This is a genomic window from Rhizobiaceae bacterium (assembly GCA_023953835.1).
Classification (GTDB): domain Bacteria; phylum Pseudomonadota; class Alphaproteobacteria; order Rhizobiales; family Rhizobiaceae; genus Mesorhizobium_G.
Map to the genome: position 1 here is coordinate 848,459 of JAMLJB010000001.1, position 20,138 is coordinate 868,596.

Here is a 20,138-nt window from a genome sequence, read left to right on the forward strand (position 1 = left end):
ATCACCGGAGGCTTTTCAGCAGAAGAGCAATCGCCAGCATGCCGGGATCATCCGACCCCTTGCTTTTCTCCGGGAACATGCGCGCGCGGCCGATGCGGCAGGAGCGGTCGCGGAAATCGGCAAGCGCTGCCTCGGCTGCCTCGCCTGCCGCCTGCACCGTCAGTGGCGCCTTCGCCGTGGCGATGGCGTCGAGGCTGTCGATCACGGTCTTGTCTCCCGGCTCCGCCTTGCCCCGCGCCGCGACCGCATCGCGCATGGCCGCGACAATTGCCGGCATGTCGCTGGCCGAAACCGTGTTGCCCAGCGCCTTCGCCTGCCTGGCAAAGGCCATCGCACCCGTCGCGACGAGGGTTCCGAGGCTCGACCCGGTCTCCTTCATGGCAGCCTGCGCCAGACCCATCGCGGCCGCCGCCACATCCGGCGCATTCGACACATCGGCTGCCTCCATGGCCTTGATGACGCGCCGCAGCATCGATCCCGTATCGCCGTCGCCAAGGCGCGCGTCGGCGGCGTTGAGCGGTTGCTCACAGCCGTCGATGGCGACACTCAGACGGCTGATGAAGCCGGCAAGGTCGGTTGCCGAAAGCGTCTTCATGCCACGCTCCAGAACGGACATCTGGCCGGCGTCTTGATGAGCCGTTCGAGTTCGGCATCGAGCTTCATGAGCGAGAAGGACGCCCCGGCCATTTCCATCGATGTGACGAAATTGCCGACGAGCGGGCTGACGATTTCCACGCCCTTCTGATTGAGCCGTTCGGCAAAGCGCCGATACAGGATGAAAAGCTCTTCGAGCGGAGTTGCGCCGAGCCCATTGACCAAAGGCACCACGCGGTCGCCGCTTGACAGGTTCAGTTCAGCCGTCACGCGGTCGAACATCTCGTCGGCCACGGTATCGGCAGGCGCAAGGGCAGCGCGCCAGATGCCCGGCTCGCCGTGAATGCCCATGCCCATTTCCATTTCGTTGTCGCCGATTTCAAAGTTGGGCGCGTCGGCAGTGGGAACCCGGCACGGCGAAAGCGCGACGCCGATCGACCGGGTTGCGGCAGACGCCTTTCGTGCAAGGCCGGCCAGTTCGGCAAGGTCCATTCCTTCGGTCGCTGCCGCCCCTGCGACCTTGTAGACGAGGACGATGCCGGCCACGCCGCGCCGCTTCTGCGCCTCTTCAGGCCCGGCGCTTGCCACATCGTCGGCACCGAGCACCGTCTCCGTGGCGATGCCTTCCATCTCGGTCATCTCACAGGCCATGTCGAAATTCATTCGGTCACCGCCGTAGTTGCCATAGAGGCAAAGCACGCCCGCGCCGCTTTCGGCGGCCTTGATCGCATCGATGCAGCTCTGGACGTTCGGCCCTTCAAAGACGTTGCCGATGGCGCAGGAATCGAGCAGCCCTTCACCGACAAAGCCTGTGAACAATGGCAGGTGGCCGGAGCCGCCGCCGGTGGCGATGCCCACCTTGCCCTTACCGGCAGGTTTTGCGCGGGAGATGCAGCGGCGGCTTTCGCCGCCGAGCACCAGTTCGGGATGGGCGCCGGTCAGCCCGGCCAGCATTTCCGGAACATAGTCCGTGGGGTTGTTGATCAGTTTCTTCATGGCCGCGCTCCCTCTCTAGTAATCGAGCCTCTCCTTGTCCTCGAACAGCGTGACCGGCGGGAAAGCGCGCTCGTCCGTGATGACGTCGAGGACGACCGTCGACCGGGAAGCCATTGCCTTTTCAAGGGCGGGCAGGAACTCCTCCGGCTTGTCAACGCGAATGCCGGTCAGTCCGCACGCCCGGGCGATGGCCGCATGATCGACAGCTGCGAAATCGCAGACATCGGTGTGGTCGCCCCAGATCACTTTCTCGGCATGCTTCTGGTAGCCGAGAATCTGGTTATTCAGCACGATCAGCGTCACCGGTAGACCCATGCGCTGCGAGGTTTCAAGCTCGGACCAGACATGCGCGAACCCACCGTCACCGACGAGGCCGACCACCCTTGCGTCCGGACGGGCGGCCTTCGCGCCAAGCGCAAAGGGAAGTCCCCAGCCCAGCCCGGCAAGACCGCGCGGCGTGAGGAAACGCTGCCCCGCCTTCCTGGCTTCCAGGAAATTGGCAACCCAGATCGACGAATAGCTCGCATCGGCCACGACGATGTCGTTCGGCGTGAGTATGGTGTTCAGATCGCGCATGAGACGCTCGGGCCTGAGCGGCGACTTGTCCATGTCCACAACTCGGGCAACTTCCTTGCGATGCGCCTGGATGCCTTCCGAGATGGTCTTTTCGACCCCCGCACGCGCCTTCTTGCGAGCAGAGAGGTCGAGAGTCTTCATTGCCTCGGTCAGCGCCTGCAACGCCAGCCTGGCGTCGGCGACGATGCGCACCTCGGCCTCGTAGTTGCGGCCGATCTCCTGCGGGTCGATGTCGATCTGGATGTATCGTGCGTCGCGCGGATACAGCGACCAGGAATCGGTGCCGTTCTGGTTGGTCCGGTTTCCGACAAGAAGAACGACGTCGGCATTCTCGACCATTGGCCGCAGGAACTTGCCGCGCGCCCGCGTGCCCATGAAATAGCCGACGGGGCCAAGGCTGAGGGGATGTTCTTCCGAGACCGCACCCTTGCCCATCGAGGTTGTTGCGACCGGCAGGCATGCGACTTCCTGCAGCTCGGCAAGCTCGTCGGCGGCATCGGACACATGCACGCCGCCGCCGGCGATCACCAGAGGAGCCTTGGCCGACGCCAGCAGTTCGGCTGCCTGTTCTATCGCCTTTGGATCGGGACCCGAACGATCCAGCGGAAAGCTGCCGAGATTGGCCTGCCGCGGATGCTCATAGCGTGCCACTGGCTCATCGAACATATCGATGGGCGCGATAAGCACCGCCGGACCCGGACGCCCGGATGCAGCCGCCGTGAAGGCCATGTCGATATAGTCGTCGATGCGCTCGGCTTCGCTCACGCGGCGTATCCACTTCGCCACACCCTTGAACAGGTCGAGATGATCGAGCTCCTGAAAGGCGTTGCGGTCGGTCATCTTGCGGTGCACGTCCTGCACGATCGCTACCACGGGTATCGACGCCTTCAGAGCTTCCGCGAGGCCCGCGACCAGAAGCGTCGCGGCTGGTCCGTTCTGGCCCGTCACCACCGGCACCTTATGGCTGGTGCGCGCATAGGCATCAGCCATCGCAGCACCTGCATTTTCCGTGCGGTATCCGATCTGCCGGATTCCATAGTCCGGGGCCGCGAGAAAAAGTGCTGAGGGAATGGACTGGCCGAAGATGACCTCCACCCCATGTCGTTTGAGCGCGGCGGCAAAAACCTGCGCGCCGGTCATATTCGAGATTTGTTCTGGTTCTTTTGCGTAAGCGTTCATAGTCTCGTTCCAGTATTGGGCAATGCCCTTGGCTTATGATGGCAACAGCAGACCGCGAGAATCGATGACCTCCCGGATCAAGCGGACGATTTCGGCATCCGGTTCAGGCGTTTGCGGCGCGCCGTCCAGGGAACCCAAATCAAATCCCGTGGCGTCGCGCACTTCCTGCGGATCAACGCCCTTGTGGATGGAACGGACCTTCATCCGTCCCGTATCCTCGTCGAAATCGAAAACGCAAAGTGGCGTCAGCACGAAGCGCGGACCGCCCCAGTCGAGACCGAGCGCCTCGCGACCCTTGCGGCCGCCGGGAAAGCCGACGCCCGAAACGAAGTCGACCTTGTCCACGAAGATCCTTCGCTCGTGGCGCGGCATCATCACGTATTCGCGCCGGAAGCAGACCATGTGCTCGGGTTGCAGGATGGGTCCGACGAGCCTGACCTTCGGCCGGTCATGCGGCCCGATGCAGACAGAATTGATGTTGCCGACCTTGTCGACCTGAACCGCCGACGAAAAGCCGAAGGTGATGTCACCGCGCTTCAGCGCCCAATGGCCGGGATAATCCCGCGTGCGGGCCTCGGCCGGAAGGTCCCTGAGCTGCGCGTCATGCTCGCAATCCGGCATCCTGTCGAGCACGCTGAGGTCGGGATTGTGATAGCAGCCCGCGAGCAACATCGTCAGGTCGGGCGCGTGCAGGCGTCGCGCAAGCTCCATGGCGACGACGGGAATGCCGGTGCCCCAGATCGCCGCCGCCTTGCCGGTCAGCAGTCCCGTGAAGCCCACCTCGCGGTCGGCCATGTCCATGGCAAGCAGCGCGGCCAATGTCTCGTAAAGCGTGACATCGCCGGTACGGCGCGGTGCGATTTCAGCGCTCACGACAAATCTCCCAGATCTACAAGCTTGGCCAGGCGGGCGCCGCCTATGCGGTCCAGATAGGCATCGTTGCCATCCACGCGCACAAATGCCTCGAGCCACACATCGAGCGCTTCGTCGCTCTCGGATGCGGCAACCCATTCGCCATATGCATCGCGGTCGGCGTTATAGGCGCCGAGGGCCGGTGTCGGGTGTGCGCCCCACGGCATTTCGACCACCGCCTCCACCTGATAGGATGCGATCTGCACCTGGTCCGCGTGGCGTCGGATAAAGGCCTCGTCGACTATCTTCTCCGCGGTCACGATGACCCGGTCGCAGGATCGCGCGATCAGAACGTCGTTCGACTGGGGCAGCAGGTAGCGGCGCGGCAACACCACATTGCCCCGCCTGTCGGCGGCAAGCGCGTGGATGACGGCGACCTCGGCATTGGCGGCTGGAACCGCATACATGATGCGACCCGTCAGCGGACAATCGAACTTCTTGATGTCGGGGTTTGAGGTCAGGATGTCGAGACCGCCGAGGAACGGAACGGGCCAGAACGGCAGGTTCTCCATATTGGCGCGAAACCTGTCCCAACTCACCATTTCCGGGTAGTCGACGACGCGCAGCCTGCCCGCCTCGACCGCGCGCCGGTACTGCCGTGCCAGACCATATGCTTCCAGCCCGACATAGGATGTCTCCACGCAGGCAAGCGCACCGACAGCCGCCAGAAGGTCGACCTCATAGGACTGGGCCGAACCGATGACGGTGAGGTTCCTGCGCCCCTGCCGCACGAGTTCGCGCACGAAGCCCATCGGCTTCTGATAGACAGCGAATCCGCCGAAGGCGATGCGCGCGCCGTCCGGCACGCTTTGAGCGGCTTCCGCTGCTGAGATGACTTTAGAGCGTGACACTTTCCGTTTCCTATCTGCGGAGCATCGACCACCAGACCGCGAGGATGATCACGAGGCCTTGGGCAATCAGGAAGATGACGGGATCAATCCCGTTGAGAACGAGACCGTTGCGGAGAACGGCGACGAAGAAGACGCCAAGAATGGTGCCAATGATGCGGCCCTTGCCGCCCGAAAGCAGGGTGCCGCCGACGATGACCGCGGCGATCACGTCGAGTTCCATCAACTCGCCCACGGTCGGACTGCCCGAATTGAGCCGCGCGACAAGCATCATGCCGCCCGCCGCGCTGAGCATCTGGACGATGACCATCACCGCGATGCGCAGCCGCGCGACCTTGACGCCGTATCTGCGCGCCGTTTCGGCGTCGCCGCCGATTGCATAGAGATGGCGCCCGAAGGGCATTGTCGACAGCACGATCCAGCCTGCCGCGATGACCGCCATCATGGCCCAGACGGGAAAGGAAAGTCCAAGGAAGCTGCCATACCAGATGACTTCAAGATCGCGCGGCATCGGTCCGATGGTCAGACCGTCGCTGACGTAGAACGCCACGCCGCGCAGGGCGGACAACAGGCCGAGCGTGGTGATGAAGGTCGGAATTTCCCAGACGACTCTCAGCATGCCGACAAAGGCGCCGACGAGCGCCGCCTGCGCCAGTACGAGCAGTGCCGACAGGTAGATCGGAATGCCGAATTGTACGGTGAATACGGCAAACAGTGTGCCCGCCAGCCCGACCTGTGCCCCGACCGAAAGGTCAATCTCCCCGGTCACGATCACCATCGTCATGCCGACCGCGATAATCGCGATCACCGAGGTCTGTTGCAGAAGGGTGGTGAAATTTTCAGTGGAAAGAAAATTCTGGGCGTTTAGGGAAAAAAGCACGACCAGCGCCGCAAGGGCAACGGCGACGCCGATCTCCGCGCGCCATGCCGAAAGGTCGACGCCGGGGCTTGGAACCCCCCTTCCGCTTTTGATGCTGGATTGCATGACGATCATCTGCTTTCGGGCGTTCCGTTCCGGGGATGCTGGCGGCTGCATGCTGGCCCACGCCGCCGCGTCCCCAAAGTCCTCATTTCGCCAAGGATTTCACCAGATCGAGATAGGACTTGATGTTGTCAGGGTCGTCGCGGCTGTAGAGCTTGACGTCGACCGAAACCTTGCGCGGCTGCGCCTCGCCCTTAAGGCTCTTGACCGCGGTCTCGACCGCCACATAGCCGATCTTGTAGGGCTGCTGGTCGGATACCGCGTAGACATTGCCGTCCTTGTCCAGCATCGCCTCGGCCAGTTCCTGGCTCATGTCCACGCCGTAGAGCTTTACCTTGCTGGAGGTGCGCCGCGCCGCAGCGGCAGCGCCCGACATCGAGCCCGAATTGGACGCCCAGACGGCCGAAACGTCCGGTGTGCGCTGCAGGATCGTCTCCAGCGCGTTGGCGCCCTGCTCGGGGGTCGCCGCCGCGATCTTGTTGACGATCTCGATCGAACCGTCCTCAAGATTGGACATCGCCCCGGTGAGGCGGTTTTGCATGTTGGGATTGGTCGGCGGAAGCGTGATCAGCGCAATCTTGCCGCCGCCTGCCGCGTCCAGCTCCTCGCGCATCTTCTTCGTAACCGTCGCGGCGAGCTGGACACTGTCGACGCCGATCGTATGGCTCGCCACGTCCGCATCGGCCAGAGGCGCGTCGTAGTCGACGATCATGATGCCGCGGTCCTTGGCCCGCTTGACGGCGGCGACGGACGCCTGCGCATCGAGCGGCGGAAGGATGATTGCCTTCACGCCGCGCGTCGCCATATCCTCGACGACCTGCGCCTCCGTTGCCAGTTGCCTGCGGTTGAGGCCGACGGCGAGGTCTACATCATATTTCGCGGCGGCATCCGACATGCCGCGCTCGACCTGCTGCCAGAATTGCGAGTCGCGGGCATAGATGAGCGCACCGATGGAGAGCTTCCCGTCCTGCGCGAAGACAGGCGTCGACATGAGCATGACACCGGTCACCGCGACCGATGCAATCGCATTCACCAATCTGTTGATCATTGTATTCCTCCCTTAACGTTTCCGCTCGACGCGATTTTTTCTCGTTCACCGTCGCCGACATGCATGCAAAGCCGGTCGGCGACGATCAATAGAAACGTTTCTATTCAGGAATACGCAAGAGCAACAAAAAGTGTCAACCGAAAAGTTCAGCGAGGTTGAGCGGAAGTCGTCGAGCCGCGCACAATGAGCCGCGTCGGCAGGATCAGCGTTTCGGGCGGACGCGACGGATCGTCGATCCTTTTCAGCAGCAATTGACCCGCGCTCGTCCCCATGGCGCGCTTCTCCAGCCGGATCGTCGTCAGGTCGATCGACTTCAGCGCGGCAAGGTCGATATCGTCCAGCCCAACCACCGAGATATCGCCCGGCACGCTTATCCCGCGCTCTGAAAGCCCCTGCATCAGGCCGATGGCGTTCATGTCGTTGCTTGCGAAGACGCAGGTCGGAGGGGTGCGCAGGCTGGAAAAGAAGCCTGCGGCTTCCAGACCCTTCTGAAAGCTGTAGCGGCCCTCAAAAATGTAGTTCTCCGGATCCTCAAAACCCAACTCGACCGCCGTTTCGCGAAAGGCACACAGCCTTTCCTGAGCAGAACTCGACTTCAGCGGTCCCGTGACGAAACCGACTCGCTGATGGCCGATGCGCTTCACATAGCGCAGCGCCTCGACCAGACCGCCGCGATTGTCGGACCCCACATAATCCAGCGAAAGGCTGGCATGACGCCTTTGCAGGAGCACCGCGGGCACACCGGCGGCCAGCAGGTCCCGCACCCTGTCGTCGTCAAGATGCTGGGAAATCATCACGAGCCCGTCCACCTGATGGTCGATCAGCGTGCGCATGGCATTCACCTGACGGTCGAGGTCGCCGTCCGTACTGGCCAGCAGGAGCGTGCAGCCGGCTTTGAGCGCAACATCCTCAACACCCCTGACGAAGGCGGAAGCAGACGGATTCGCGACATCCTCGATGAGGATGCCGAGCGCGAAACTGCGATGCGCACGAAGCGAGCGGGCAACGATCGACGCCCTATAGCCCAGCCGTTCCGCCACCTCCATGACCTGGGCGCGGGTTTCGGGCCTGACAAGCGACTTGCCGGCGAGTGCGTTCGAAACGGTTGACAGCGCAAGCCCGGTTTCCCTTGCGACGTCCTTGATTGTCACACGTTTACGATCTTGCACCCCGACCTCATTGACAGCGAATAAGTGTACCGCGTAAAAACGTTTTTATGATCTGCTTGTTTTAGAGATACCGTGTTTCCGCTTCTGTGTCGATGACAAGGGATCAAAGGAGGGACAAGGGATCAAGGGAGGAAGTCATGGCAGGTGAAGATTCACCTCGCGAAATCCTGCTGAGGATTCGCGGCCTCAAGAAGAATTACGGCAGCATCGAAGCACTGCGGGGCGTCGATCTCGACATCCGGAGCGGCGAGACGGTTGCGCTGGTGGGCGACAACGGCGCGGGCAAATCGACATTGGTCAAATTGATCTCTGGCGCGATCCAGCCGAGCGCGGGCGAAATGAATTTCAAGGGCCAGCCGGTGCGCCTTGCCTCGACCGACGCGGCGCGTTCGCTCGGCATCGAGACGGTCTACCAAGACCTCGGTCTCTGCAACAATCTTTCGGTCTGGGAAAACATCTTTCTCGGCCGCGAGGAAACCGTCGGCTTCGGCCCGCTGCGATTTCTGGCGAAGCGGGCAATGGTCCGCCGCAGCGCCGAGGCTCTTCACGGCCTGACAATTAACGTGCCTTCGCCACGTGCCAACGTGTCCGGCCTTTCCGGGGGCCAGCGCCAGGCTGTTTCGCTGGCGCGCACGAAGCTCTGGAAGAGCGCGCTCGTCGTGCTCGACGAACCAACCGCTGCCCTCGGCGTGCAGGAAACCGAAAGGGCGATGCAGGCCGTGCGCAAACTTCAATCGGAAGGCGTCGCCATCATCCTGATTACCCACCAGATGCCGATGGCGCTCGATCTGGCGGACCGGATCATTGTGCTGCGGCGTGGCGAAAAGGTCGGCGACCTGCCGTCCCGGGGAGTGACCGGAGACAATATCGTGGCGTTGATAACCGGTGCGCGCGAGCGCCAGATCGAAGCGGCCTGACATGAGCGGCAAGCTGATATTACTCGATGAAGCGCTGGCAATGGTGCCGGACGGAAGCGCGATCACGGCAGGCGGCTTCGCCCATTCACACCAGCCCCTCGGCTTCCTGCGCGCGCTGATCGCTCAGGGGCGCTCGAAACTTGCGCTGATGGGCGTCGCGGAATGCTGGGCAGCGGAATGGCTCGCGGCCGCAGGCATGCTCGATCGCTGCTGGTTCTCCAATTTCATGTTCGAGGGATTCGGACGATGCCGGCGGTTTTCGGAGGCGATCGAGGCAGGCGAACTGGAGGTGGAGGACCACAGCCATTTCGGCATGGTCATGCGCTTCGTGGCAGCCGGGCAGCGCTTGCCCTTCATGCCGCTGCTCGCCGAAGCAGGAACCGATATCGTCGCGGTTGCAGGCTTTGAAAGGCCGGATCAAAAGACCGCGCGGCTTGCTTCCCCCTTCGCCGATGCGCGGCAGGTGACCGTCACCTCGCCCCTGTCGCCCGACGTCGCCATCATTCATGCCGCGCGCGCCGACAAACGCGGCAATGTCCAGCTTTTCGGCGCTTCGTCGGTGATCGAGGAACAGGCGGCGGCGGCAAAGAAGGTGATCGTCACCGTCGAGGAGATCGTGCCCGGCGAGACCTTCGCGCGCAGGCCGGAAGCAACCCTTCTGCCCGGCCTGATGGTGGATGCCGTGGTTCATCTGCCATTCGGAGCGTGGCCGACCGGCGTCTACGGCTATTACGACCCCGATCTCGACTTCCTGCGCAGCTACTACGAAGCCTCACGTGACGCGAAAAGCTGCACCGCATGGATCGAACAGCATCTGAAATCGCCGCGAAACCACTGGGACTGGCTGGACCGCGCAGGCGTGACGAGGCTTCTGGCGCTGAGGCCGGACCCTGCGCTCGGCTATCGTCCCGGAGGCGCGCGATGAGCAATCCCGATGCATTGATGGCGATTGCCGCCTCCCGCGAGATCGCAAACGGCGAGGTCGCCTTCATCGGCACCGGATTGCCGATGGTGGCCGCCTATCTGGCCAAGGCCACCCATGCGCCTGAGGTCACGCTCGTCTTCGAGTCCGGCATCATCGATCCCGCGCCGCTGGAGCTTGCAACTGGGGTGGGCGAATACCGGCTGGCCTACGGCGCAACCTCGATCAAGGGAACCCGCGCGGCCCTGTCGCTGCTGCAACAGGGCAAGATCGACATCGGCTTTCTGGGAACCGCCGAGATCGACCCCTACGGCAACCTGAACTCCACCGTGATCGGCGACTACCGAAAGCCGCGGGTGAGGCTGCCCGGTTCGGGCGGTGCGAACGACATTGCCTCGATGGCCGGGCGAACCGTCATCATCGCGCGAACCGGGAAGCGCCGTTTCGTGGAGAAGCTGAACTACATAACGACGCCCGGACACCTGACCGGACCCGGAGCGCGCGCAGCCGCCGGGCTGCCGGGCGGCGGACCTGTGCATATCATCACCGACATGGGCGTGCTCGGCTTCGATCCGAAAACGCTACGCATGCGCGCCGAGCGGCTGTTTCCCGGCGTCACGCTGGCGCAGTTGCAGGAAGGCATCGGGTTCCATCTGGAACCTTGCGAGACGCTGGCGGAAGAACCGCAGCCCGATTCGCAAATTCTGGACCTGCTGCGCGCAATCGACCCGGCCGGCATCTACATCAAGCAGGAGGACTGAGTTGGCCGCCAAAGACAAGACCGCGACGCTTGCAGAAGCGGCATCGCTCATCAAGGACGGCGATGTGCTGGCAATCGGCGGGCACACCAGCCGCCGCCATCCGATGGCGATGGTGGCCGAAATCATCCGCCAGGAGCGGCGAAAGCTGCATATTGTGGGCTGGAACAACGGCATGGATTTCGACCTGTTGATCGGCGCTGGTTGCGCCGAAAAGGTCGAGACGTCCTATGTGGGCATCGGCTCATTCGGCCTTGCCTTGGCCTATCGTCGCAAGGCCGAGGCCGGAGCGCTGGAGATCATCGAGCATTCGGAGATCACCGCGATGGACCGCTTCCGCGCGACCGCCATGGGTGTTCCCTACCTGCCGGGCAAAACCGGGTTGGGCACGGACCTGCCGAAGACGAACCCACATTTGAAACCAGTAACCGATCCGTTTACGGGCGAGACCTGGCTGGCGGTCGAGCGCATCGTTCCCGATGTGGCCATCATCCATGCCCACACCGCCGACAGGTTCGGCAATGTCCAGCTCGATGCGGACCGCTGGCACGACAATTCCGTCGACGTGTTCGTCGCCCGTTCGGCGCGGACCGTCATCGTCACCGTCGAGCAGATCGTCAGTGAAGAGGCGATCATGGCGCGCCCGATCGACACCATTCTTCCGCGGACGGATGTCACCTGTGTGGTCGAGGCGCCCTATGGCGCGCATCCCTGTTGCTGCGATGCCCGCTACGACTACGACCTCGTCGCGCTCGAAGCCTATCACAAGGCGAGCGCCAGCGCCGAAGGCTTTGAAGCATGGGTAAAGGACTGGATCACCGAACCCGGCAGCCATGACGCCTATCTCCAGAAACTGGGCAGCGCCCGGCTGATGGACATTTCAACGAAGAGGACTGCCAGATCATGAGCCTCAGCGCGCAAGACCGGCAACTTGCCGACATGCTCGCAGTTTGCGTCGCGCGCGAATTGCCAGACGGGGGCCAGGGCTTCATCGGGCTCGGCACCGGCGGGCGCGCTTTCATGCTGGCGGTCGGTGTGCCCTCCGTCGCCTCCGAGCTTGCGCGGCGCATGCGGGGCATCGACTTCGTCACCCAATATGGCGTGACCTTCGAGCCGGACCTAGCCAGAACACCGTCGAATTTCGCCGATCCTTATCTGATCGCGTGGCCGAGCAAAGCGCAGGTGCGGGTCGAGGAATGCCTCGAATATTTCCGACGGGGCAAGATGAGCGTCGGCTTCACCTCAGGCGCCCAGATCGACGCGCGCGGCAATCTCAACACGGTCTGCATCGGCGATCATGCGCGGCCCAAGGTTCGCCTCGTCGGCTCGATCGCGCAGGCCGATCATTGCTCCTACGCGCAATGCACCTTCGTCATGATGGTCCAGACAAGCCGCAGTTTTGTTGAAAAGCTGGACTTCCGCTCCGCCCTCGGTCACGGAGATGCACCCGGCGACCGGAAGCGTTTGGGAATCCCCGGCGGCGGTCCCCGCAAAGTGTTCACGGACAAGGCCGTCTGGCAGTTTGCCGATGACGGAGTGATGGAGCCGCAATCGCTTCATCCCGGCGTCACCCGTGCCGACATGGAGGAAAGCGTCGGCTTCACGATCCGCTGGCCCGAAAAGGTTGGCACGACACCCGTCCCGGATGCGCGTGAACTGGAGTTATTGCGGCAGATCGATCCCGACAGCCTGTTCCTCGACGCCCGGATCAGGTGACGTCCCGCAAGGCTTTGAAGCCTTGCGGAAGTGCTCTGTCAGCGGCGACGAAACTCTATCGCGCCGGCCAGAACGGCAATCAGGATGACAACGCCGCTTATCAGTCCCTGACTGTAGGGCTGGACACCCAGAAGCACCATGCCGCTCTTGAGCGTGGTCATGAAAAGCACGCCGAGGAACGTGCCAATCACGCTGCCCCTTCCGCCAAACAGGCTTGTGCCACCGATAATCACGGCGGCGATGACGTCGAGTTCCCACCCTTCCGCAACAGTGGGCGTGGCCGAGTTCAGCCGTGACGCCAGCATGATGCCGGCGAAGGAGGACAGGACGCCGCTGATGATGAAGATCGCTGTCTTGATCGCTCCGACATTGATGCCGGAAAGGCGCGCTGCTTCCTCATTGCCGCCCACGGCATAGACCGAGCGCCCGAAAGGTGTGTGGCGCAGTCCAATGAAGCCTACGAAATAGACCGCGACCATGATGAGGATCGGCAGGCGTATCGGTCCGACATAGGTGCCGTCCAGAGCCGTGAAGCCGAGCGGCATCGGCGAGATCGGGAAGCCTCCGCTGATGAGGAAGCAGCCGCTGCGCAGCGCCGTCAGGAGCGCGAGCGAGGTGATGAAGCTCGGAATCCTGAATTTGACGCGCAAGAAGGCGATCAGGCATCCCGACAGCGCGCCGACGGCCAGCGTCGCCGGGATGGCAAGCCAGAGGCTGAGGTTGAGGTTCACCGCCATATAGGCAAGGCATATGCTCGAAAACGCCGCCAGTGCGCCGACAGACAGGTCGATCTCGGCGCCGATGATCACATAGGTCATGCCGACAGCGATGATGGCGATCATCGAGGTCTGGCGAAGGATGTTGAACTGGTTAAACGGGCTGAGGAAATTATTCGCCGTCAGCGCGAGCACTGCATAGAGGATGAGATAGGCGACGAGCAGCAGAAGGATGTGGCGCGAAAGCGCGGACAGTCGGTGGCTGTTTGCGGGAGCTGTGGACATCAGGAAACCTCAGGCGGTGGCCGAAAGCACGAGGCTGTTCAGATCGGCGTTTTCGGCTGTGTGCGTGGCAGTGATGCGGCCACGCGCCATTGAAAGAATGCGGTCGGACACTTCCAGCACTTCCTCGATTTCCGAGGAGATGAAGATGACCGCCAACCCCTCCCTTGCCAGCTCATGGAGGAGGGCGAAGATCTGTGCGCGCGCCTGAACGTCGATGCCTCTAGTCGGCTCGTCGAGGAGCAGGATGCCGGGTTTTGTCGCAAGCCACTTGCCGAACACGACCTTCTGTTGGTTGCCGCCCGACAGCGTCCTGATCTGCGTCTCGGGATTCGAGAGCTTGATGTCGAGCCGCTCGACCATGTCCGCCACCATTGCGCGTTCGCGCTCATGGTCGAACAGGCCAATTGCGGTCTTCAGCCTGTCGAGCATTGCCAGCGTTCCGTTTTCGCGCACCGACAGGTCGAGCACCAGCGATTGCTGCTTCCTGTCCTCGGGGAGGAATGCGACGCCGAGCTTCTTCATTCGCGATATGGAAGGATGCGCAACCTCTTTGCCGTGGACCGTTATCGTTCCCGAACGGATACCATCCGCGCCGAACAGGGCGCGCACCAGTTCGGTCCGGCCAGCACCGACCAGGCCCGCAATGCCGAGCACTTCTCCTGCATGGAGATCGAAGCTGACATCCTCGAATGCGTGGCCGCTCAGGTTCCTCACCTCAAGCACGACCTGTTGCCGGGCAGCGCCCGCGGGCCGGGTCTTGGCTACGGCCTCACCAACCATCATCTCAACAATCCGGGCACGGCTGAAAGCGCCCACGGTGGTCTCGCCGACCGTCGAGCCGTTGCGAAGAACCGTGACCCGGTCGCAAACGGCCTCGATTTCCGACAGCCGGTGCGAGATATAGATGATGCCCATGCCCTGCCCCGCCAATTCCTTCAGCAGGTCGAGTAGCCGGCGCGCATCCGACTCACCGAGCGCGGATGTGGGTTCGTCGAGGATGAGCATGCGTGGATGACGGCTGAGCGCCTTTGCGATCTCGACGAACTGCTGTTCGGCCACGCTCAGGCCGGCAACGGTCAGGCGTGGATCGAGACTCACGTTGAGGCGCGCGAGAACAGCGCGCGCGTCCTCGTGGAGATGGCGGCGGTCGAGAAACAGGCCGCCCCTGAGCGGCCAGCCGCCGAGAAAGATGTTTTCGGCGATGGAGAGATGGGGAACGAGGCTGAGTTCCTGATGGACAATGGCGATGCCCGCGGCGTGCGCATCGGCGGGTCCACGAAAGCGAACCTCCTCGCCATCGATGGAGATGGTGCCGCCGTCGGGCTGCACCACTCCGCTCAACACCTTCATCAGCGTCGATTTGCCAGCGCCATTCTTGCCGATAAGGGCATGAATGCTTCCCGCCGTGAGTTCGAGGTCGACATGCCGGAGAGCCGGCACGCCAACGTAACTCTTGCTGATTTCATGCATCCGTAGCATGGCGCCGGGCAAATCCTTGCGGTTGCCTGTCAATTGCCGGCGAGGCTCTTGTACTTCTCCAGATAGCCGCTGATCTTGTCGCCTTCATCCTGCGTGTAGAGGACGAGCGGGATCGTGTAGTCGCCCGGCTTCGCGTTGCCCTTTGCCGCTTCCACGGCAAGCTCGACCGACTTCACGCCGATGGAATAAGGGTCCTGCGTCGCCACGGCCACAATGCCGCTGTTGGGATCGCGCAGAGAAGCGGCGGTCTGAAGGCTCATGTCGGTGCCGAATATCTTGATGTCCGCGCCGGTCGAGTTCTTGGCGACCTGAGCGCCAACCGTGCCGCCTTCATTCGCGGTCCAGACGAGCTGGATGTCCGGATGGGCCTGCAACATCGTCTCCAGGTTCGAGGACGCCTGTTCCGGCACAACGCCTTCCTGCTCCGCGACGATCTCAATGCCGGGCGCTTTCTTGATCTCGGCCACGAAACCGTCGCGGCGCTTCACCGATTGCGCATAGCGCACGACCGTCAGCAGGGCGATCTTGGCCTTGCCGTCCATGTTCTTGTTGACATAGTCGACCACGTAGCGGCCCATCATCGCGCCAAGTTCGGTGTTGTCCACGCCGACGAAAGTGTCCATCACGTCGGAATCGACAAAGGAGTCATAGTTGGTCACCGGGATGCCGGCCTCATGCGCGCGCTGCATTGCCGGGATGGAGGCCTTCGAATCCACCACGCTGATCACGATCGCATTTACACCGCGACCAATCAGGTTTGAAACGTTTTCATCTTCCTTGTCGATCTTGCCGGCAGAGTTGGCAAGGACGAGTTCCACATCCAGTTCCTTAGCTTTCTCCTTCGCGCCCATCTCGACGGTGCGATACCATTCATACTGCGAATCCATCTGGACAGCGCCGATAACCAGCTTGTCGGCAGCGTGAACGCTTCCCGCAAGGCCAATCAGACCCACAACGCAAGCGCAGGCGACCGCGAACGGTTTTGAAATCGTCAACATGTAGTTCCTCCCAAAATAGTCGCAGGAGCGCGACCGATCAGTAAATTCCCATTGCAGTCCTGCCCCGGATCGAACAGAAATAAAAACGTTTTTATTCTATTGCGTCAGAAAGCTCGTCGTGTCAAGCGGCGTTGCGCTCGAAACGGAGCCGTAGCGCATCCGCCGTGCGCGCATGGGGCCGCGGCTCGATTGCCGCTGCCGCGGGTAGTCGCCCCTACAAGATCTTTCCAGTTCGCAGCCTGTCCAGCACTTCCGCGTCCAGTCCCAGCCATTCTCCCAGAACCTCTCCGGTATGCTCGCCCAGGGAGGGAGGCATCCGCCGCAGGGTCGGCGGCGTGAGCGATAAATGCATCGTCAGGCCCGGCATGGCGAAGTGGCCGATCTTGGGATGGTCGATCTCCATGATCTGGTTGCGATGCCGGAGTTGGGGGTTCTGGACAACATCGGCGGGAGTGGCGACTTTCGCATGAGGCACGCCGCCTTTGTCGAGCTTGGATAGCACCGTCTCGGTGTCATGTTCTGAGAACCATGCCGCGAGTTCCGCCTCAAGCGCCTCGACGTTCTCCAGCCTGTCGTCGACGGACGTAAAGCGCGGGTCGGCGAGCATATCCTCGCGGCCCATGATCGCGGTCAGCCTGCGAAACAGCGCATTGGTCCCCGAAAGCAGCAGGACATGGTCGTCAGATGAGGTCTTGAAAACATTCGCCGGAGCCGAATAGCGGTCACGATTGCCGATGCGCGACAGCGTCTGGTTGCGGTTCAATTGGCTGGCCAGCGCAGTGGTGAGCATGGCGACCGCGCTTTCCAGCAGGGACACGTCCACGATCTGGCCGCGACCGCTCTCCTTGCGCGCCAGAAGTGCGCCGAGCGTGGCCGTGGCGCCGTACATGCCGGTCATGTAGTCGATGTAGAAAGTTCCGGCGAGCATTGGCGGCCCGTCGGGATCGCCCGTCAGCGACATCAGCCCGCTCATCGCCTGTGCGATGCCGTCGAAACCGGGCCGCATCGCATAGGGGCCGTCCTGTCCGAAACCGGACAGGCGCGTCATGATCAGGCGGGGATTGATCTCCTTGAGCACATCCCAGCCACAGCCCATCGCCTCCATCGTGCCCGGCCTGAAATTCTCGACCAAAATGTCGGCCTCGCCCGCAAGGCGACGCAGCAGTTCCTGCGCCTCCGGCTCGCGGAAATTGAGCGTTATGGAACGCTTGTTGCGATTGAGCGCAAGTGCATAAAAGCTCTCGCCTTCCTGGAAAGGCGGTAGATGGCGGCTGTCGTCACCAAAGCCCGCCTTCTCGACCTTCACCACATCGGCGCCCATGTCCCCGAGGATCATCGCGCAGTGCGGACCGGCAATAAAACGCGACAGGTCGAGAACCTTGACCCCCGCCAGAATGGATTCGCTCATTTCGATTTTTCCTGACTGCTGCGGGCGGTGAGCACACCATGAGGGTCGATCTCCCGCCTGATCATTTGAATTGCCTGTGGTGTCGGCGCGGCCGTCAGCGGCACGTCGCCGTCGATGATCGGTTCGAAGGACATCGACGCCAGCACCTCCGCCACGCTCGTTCCCGGATGGGTTGAGCGCAGCCGCATCGAGCCGTCCGGCGTACGAAAATCGAAGATTGCCTTGTCGGTGACGCACAATTCCGGTCCCGGCCCCGGTAGGCCGAGCGAAGCGCGCGCCTCACCGTCCCGAGCGTGCCCGAACGAGGTCACGAAATCCACCCGCTCCACGAAAGTGCGGGGCGAAAGGTCGGTGACGATGATGGGCCTGCGGATGAATGCGAGATGTTCGGTTTGTGCCAGGCAGCCGACAAGTCGGACTTTGGGCGGGTGGCCCGCGTCGCCAATCTCGGTAATGTTGAGATTACCGTAGCGGTCCACTTGCGGCGCACTTTCAAAACTGACGTCAAAGCGACCGGACGTGACCATATCAATCTTGTAGCCGACATCGACCGGCGACGCGGCAGCCGGCCAGCGCGTATAAACATCCTGGAGCTGCGCTTCCGGGATGCCTTCCAGCGATGGTGTGAGCAGGTTGCCCCAGTAGATCGAAAAGTCGGGCGCATGCGTCATCTGGGCGAGACGCGCGGCTGCGATAGGAATGCCGACGGCCAGTGTATAGGCCCGCGAGGCCGTGCCCAACCCAACAAAGCCAAGTTCGCCGTTGCGCAGGACGGCCGCGATGGCCGCGATCATCAATTCTTCGGTGGTATAGTCGACGTCAGGGACGCGCTGTTCCATCAGAGATATTCCCTTTCGGCGACATCGAATTGCGCAAGTCTCTCCTCGCCGCCGTTGCGGTCGATATAGGCGGCATGGTCGGCAAGGGGTCTGATGTTGCTGTGCAGCCACTCCCGGGAACGACCGGCGCGCGCCGCGTCCAGCCAGTCTTCCAGCGCGGCCTCGTCCTCGTCGTAGAATCCATCCGTGGCGGTGGGATAGGCGCCGCGCGGCGCATGCACGATGCCTTCGACCAATGTGTGCGGGATGTAGGTGAGTGCCGGTCGCGCCGCGATCCGGGCATGCGGAACGATCCGCTCGACCGAGACAAACAATCGGCGCGAGGCCGAGGCCATCATCTGGTCGATGTCGTCACTGTCGCGCACAACCGGCCATTGCACATTGCCCGCTTCGTCCGCGACATAGCCGTGCAGTATCGTGAAGTCCGCCCGCGCCGCCTTCAACGCCAGAACTGGCTTGCCGGTGAACGGGCACGGTATCCGCTTGATCTCGTCTGGGCTCTTCGCCTCCATCCCGGTGCCGAGCAGCGCCTTGTTGGGAAGGAAATCGAGCCCCATTGCCGCGGCTCGGAAACGCGCAACCATGGCACTTTCGGAATAGTCATGCGCCTCGATCACGCCATCCTGCACAGCGCGGCGGAAGTTGGGGGCCATGCCAAGCCGGAAGAATCCGGCATAGATGCCGTCCCAGCGCCGGACGGCGCCTGCGGCGGCGAGCATGTCCGTCGCCAGCGTCGTCGCCCATGTCAGCAGCGACAGGTCACGTTTGTTTTGCCGCACCAGTTCATGAACGAACGCCATCGGCTGGCGGCGAAGGAGTGATCCGCCGACTGCGATCGACGATCCGTCGGGAATGCGTGAGACGGCCTCCTCGGCCGACATCAGTTTGGATTTCATGCAAGCAGCTCCGCCCTTCTGTGCGAGAGGTGGGGCGGCAGCCGCCCACCGACGATCGTGTGCACGAGGGCGTCGTGCTCGACCTCGTCGCGCTCGACCGTGCCCACCATCCGCCCGGTCTTGAGGATCGCAATCCGGTCAGCCACCTGGAAAACGTGATCGAGATTGTGAGAAATGATGAGGACCGCGAAGCCCTTCGACTTGAGCCGTTGTATCAACTCAAGCACAAGGCGGCTTTCCTCGACCCCGAGCGCCGCCATCGGCTCGTCCATGATGAGCAGGCGCACATCCGAATTGAGCAGCAGCCGCGCAATCCCGACGGCTTGTCGCTGGCCGCCCGAAAGCGCGCGAACGGTGCGGTTCATGTCCGGACGAGGCAGGCCGAGTTCATCGAAAAGCGCTTCCGTGCGCTCGCGCATCGTCGCGCGATCGAGCGCGGGAATGAAGCCTGCGACCCGGCGCTGAAGCTCGCGCCCCATGAAGACGTTCTCCTGGACCGTGAAAACGTCGACCAGCGCAAGGTTCTGATGCAGCGTTTCGATGCCGGCATCGCGCGCCGCCTGCGGCGACTGGAACTCGACCTCTGTCCCGTCGATGCGGATGCTTCCCGAGGTCGGTCTTTGTACGCCCGAGATCATTTTTATGAAGGTGGATTTTCCCGCGCCATTGTCACCGACGAGCGCCAATACCTCGTTGGGATAGATGTCGAGATTGATGGAATCATTGGCGAAATGGCCGCCATATTTCTTGGTCAGGCCACGGATCGAAACGAAGGGCTGCAAGGGCCGTTGCGGGCTGACCCGGTCACTGGTTTCGGCAAGCGTCATTCTTTCCTCACGAACCTGGCTGATAACGACCGGGCGCGCACGAATGGCGCGCCCGGCCGGGGAGGATGCCCGG

The 20,138-nt window shown here is 62.6% G+C and carries 20 protein-coding genes; 5 read left to right on the plus strand and 15 right to left on the minus strand.

Annotated elements, in window-relative coordinates; genetic code table 11:
• Position 1: 1 nt before the first annotated feature.
• From M9924_03970 to M9924_04005, 8 genes are all read right to left on the minus strand, one after another.
• A complete protein-coding gene (locus M9924_03970; GenBank protein MCO5063555.1) occupies positions 2-595 on the minus strand; it encodes a dihydroxyacetone kinase subunit L in 594 nt (197 codons plus the stop codon).
• Positions 592-1,590, minus strand: coding sequence for a dihydroxyacetone kinase subunit DhaK (locus M9924_03975; protein MCO5063556.1), 999 nt, complete (start codon positions 1,588-1,590; stop codon positions 592-594). The genes M9924_03970 and M9924_03975 overlap by 4 nt, the downstream gene beginning before the upstream one ends.
• 15 nt (positions 1,591-1,605) lie before the next feature.
• Positions 1,606-3,345, minus strand: a complete 1,740-nt coding sequence (locus M9924_03980) for an acetolactate synthase catalytic subunit (GenBank protein MCO5063557.1) — start codon at positions 3,343-3,345, stop codon at positions 1,606-1,608.
• A gap of 33 nt (positions 3,346-3,378) precedes the next feature.
• Positions 3,379-4,218 carry a hypothetical protein gene (locus M9924_03985; protein ID MCO5063558.1) on the minus strand — a complete coding sequence of 280 codons (840 nt, stop codon included), beginning with the start codon at positions 4,216-4,218 and terminating at the stop codon, positions 3,379-3,381.
• Entirely contained in the window at positions 4,215-5,108 is an 894-nt protein-coding gene (locus M9924_03990) for a hypothetical protein (GenBank protein MCO5063559.1), read from the minus strand. Before M9924_03990 ends, M9924_03985 begins: the two co-directional genes overlap by 4 nt.
• Positions 5,109-5,118: 10 nt before the next feature.
• Positions 5,119-6,090, minus strand: coding sequence for an ABC transporter permease (locus tag M9924_03995; protein MCO5063560.1), 972 nt, complete (start codon positions 6,088-6,090; stop codon positions 5,119-5,121).
• Positions 6,091-6,172: 82 nt separating this feature from the next.
• Complete coding sequence (locus M9924_04000; GenBank protein MCO5063561.1) at positions 6,173-7,135, minus strand: sugar ABC transporter substrate-binding protein; 963 nt, start codon at positions 7,133-7,135, stop codon at positions 6,173-6,175.
• 146 nt (positions 7,136-7,281) lie between these two features.
• Positions 7,282-8,304 (minus strand): LacI family transcriptional regulator, encoded by a 1,023-nt coding sequence (locus tag M9924_04005; protein ID MCO5063562.1) that lies wholly within the window; start codon positions 8,302-8,304, stop codon positions 7,282-7,284.
• Positions 8,305-8,441: 137 nt separating this feature from the next.
• Between M9924_04005 and M9924_04010 the strand changes: the two genes are divergently transcribed.
• From M9924_04010 to M9924_04030, 5 genes are read left to right on the plus strand one after another with little or no spacing between them, the layout of a single operon-like run.
• The gene (locus tag M9924_04010) at positions 8,442-9,221 is read left to right on the plus strand and encodes an ATP-binding cassette domain-containing protein (GenBank protein MCO5063563.1); all 780 of its coding nucleotides are present in this window, start codon (positions 8,442-8,444) and stop codon (positions 9,219-9,221) included.
• A 1-nt stretch (position 9,222) separates the two neighbouring features.
• Positions 9,223-10,146, plus strand: a complete 924-nt coding sequence (locus tag M9924_04015) for a hypothetical protein (GenBank protein MCO5063564.1) — start codon at positions 9,223-9,225, stop codon at positions 10,144-10,146.
• Positions 10,143-10,904: a 3-oxoadipate--succinyl-CoA transferase subunit B gene (locus M9924_04020; GenBank protein MCO5063565.1), complete on the plus strand. Its 762-nt coding sequence runs from the start codon at positions 10,143-10,145 to the stop codon at positions 10,902-10,904. The genes M9924_04015 and M9924_04020 overlap by 4 nt, the downstream gene beginning before the upstream one ends.
• A 1-nt stretch (position 10,905) precedes the next feature.
• The gene (locus tag M9924_04025) at positions 10,906-11,808 is read left to right on the plus strand and encodes a hypothetical protein (protein MCO5063566.1); all 903 of its coding nucleotides are present in this window, start codon (positions 10,906-10,908) and stop codon (positions 11,806-11,808) included.
• Positions 11,805-12,617, plus strand: a complete 813-nt coding sequence (locus tag M9924_04030; GenBank protein MCO5063567.1) for a hypothetical protein — start codon at positions 11,805-11,807, stop codon at positions 12,615-12,617. The genes M9924_04025 and M9924_04030 overlap by 4 nt, the downstream gene beginning before the upstream one ends.
• A gap of 38 nt (positions 12,618-12,655) precedes the next feature.
• Here the strand turns inward: M9924_04030 and M9924_04035 are convergent, their stop codons facing one another.
• The 7 genes from M9924_04035 to M9924_04065 all read right to left on the minus strand — a co-directional run bounded on the left by M9924_04035 (position 12,656) and on the right by M9924_04065 (position 20,065).
• A complete protein-coding gene (locus M9924_04035) occupies positions 12,656-13,618 on the minus strand; it encodes an ABC transporter permease (protein MCO5063568.1) in 963 nt (320 codons plus the stop codon).
• Positions 13,619-13,627: 9 nt separating this feature from the next.
• Positions 13,628-15,097: a sugar ABC transporter ATP-binding protein gene (locus M9924_04040; GenBank protein MCO5063569.1), complete on the minus strand. Its 1,470-nt coding sequence runs from the start codon at positions 15,095-15,097 to the stop codon at positions 13,628-13,630.
• Between the two features lie 29 nt (positions 15,098-15,126).
• On the minus strand, positions 15,127-16,095 hold the full coding sequence (locus M9924_04045; GenBank protein MCO5063570.1) for a substrate-binding domain-containing protein: 969 nt from the start codon (positions 16,093-16,095) through the stop codon (positions 15,127-15,129).
• A 214-nt stretch (positions 16,096-16,309) separates the two neighbouring features.
• Positions 16,310-17,503, minus strand: a complete 1,194-nt coding sequence (locus tag M9924_04050) for a CoA transferase (GenBank protein MCO5063571.1) — start codon at positions 17,501-17,503, stop codon at positions 16,310-16,312.
• The gene (locus M9924_04055; protein ID MCO5063572.1) at positions 17,500-18,342 is read right to left on the minus strand and encodes a hypothetical protein; all 843 of its coding nucleotides are present in this window, start codon (positions 18,340-18,342) and stop codon (positions 17,500-17,502) included. The genes M9924_04050 and M9924_04055 overlap by 4 nt, the downstream gene beginning before the upstream one ends.
• Complete coding sequence (locus tag M9924_04060) at positions 18,342-19,238, minus strand: hypothetical protein (GenBank protein ID MCO5063573.1); 897 nt, start codon at positions 19,236-19,238, stop codon at positions 18,342-18,344. The genes M9924_04055 and M9924_04060 overlap by 1 nt, the downstream gene beginning before the upstream one ends.
• Positions 19,235-20,065: an ATP-binding cassette domain-containing protein gene (locus M9924_04065; GenBank protein ID MCO5063574.1), complete on the minus strand. Its 831-nt coding sequence runs from the start codon at positions 20,063-20,065 to the stop codon at positions 19,235-19,237. Before M9924_04065 ends, M9924_04060 begins: the two co-directional genes overlap by 4 nt.
• Positions 20,066-20,138: the final 73 nt, after the last annotated feature.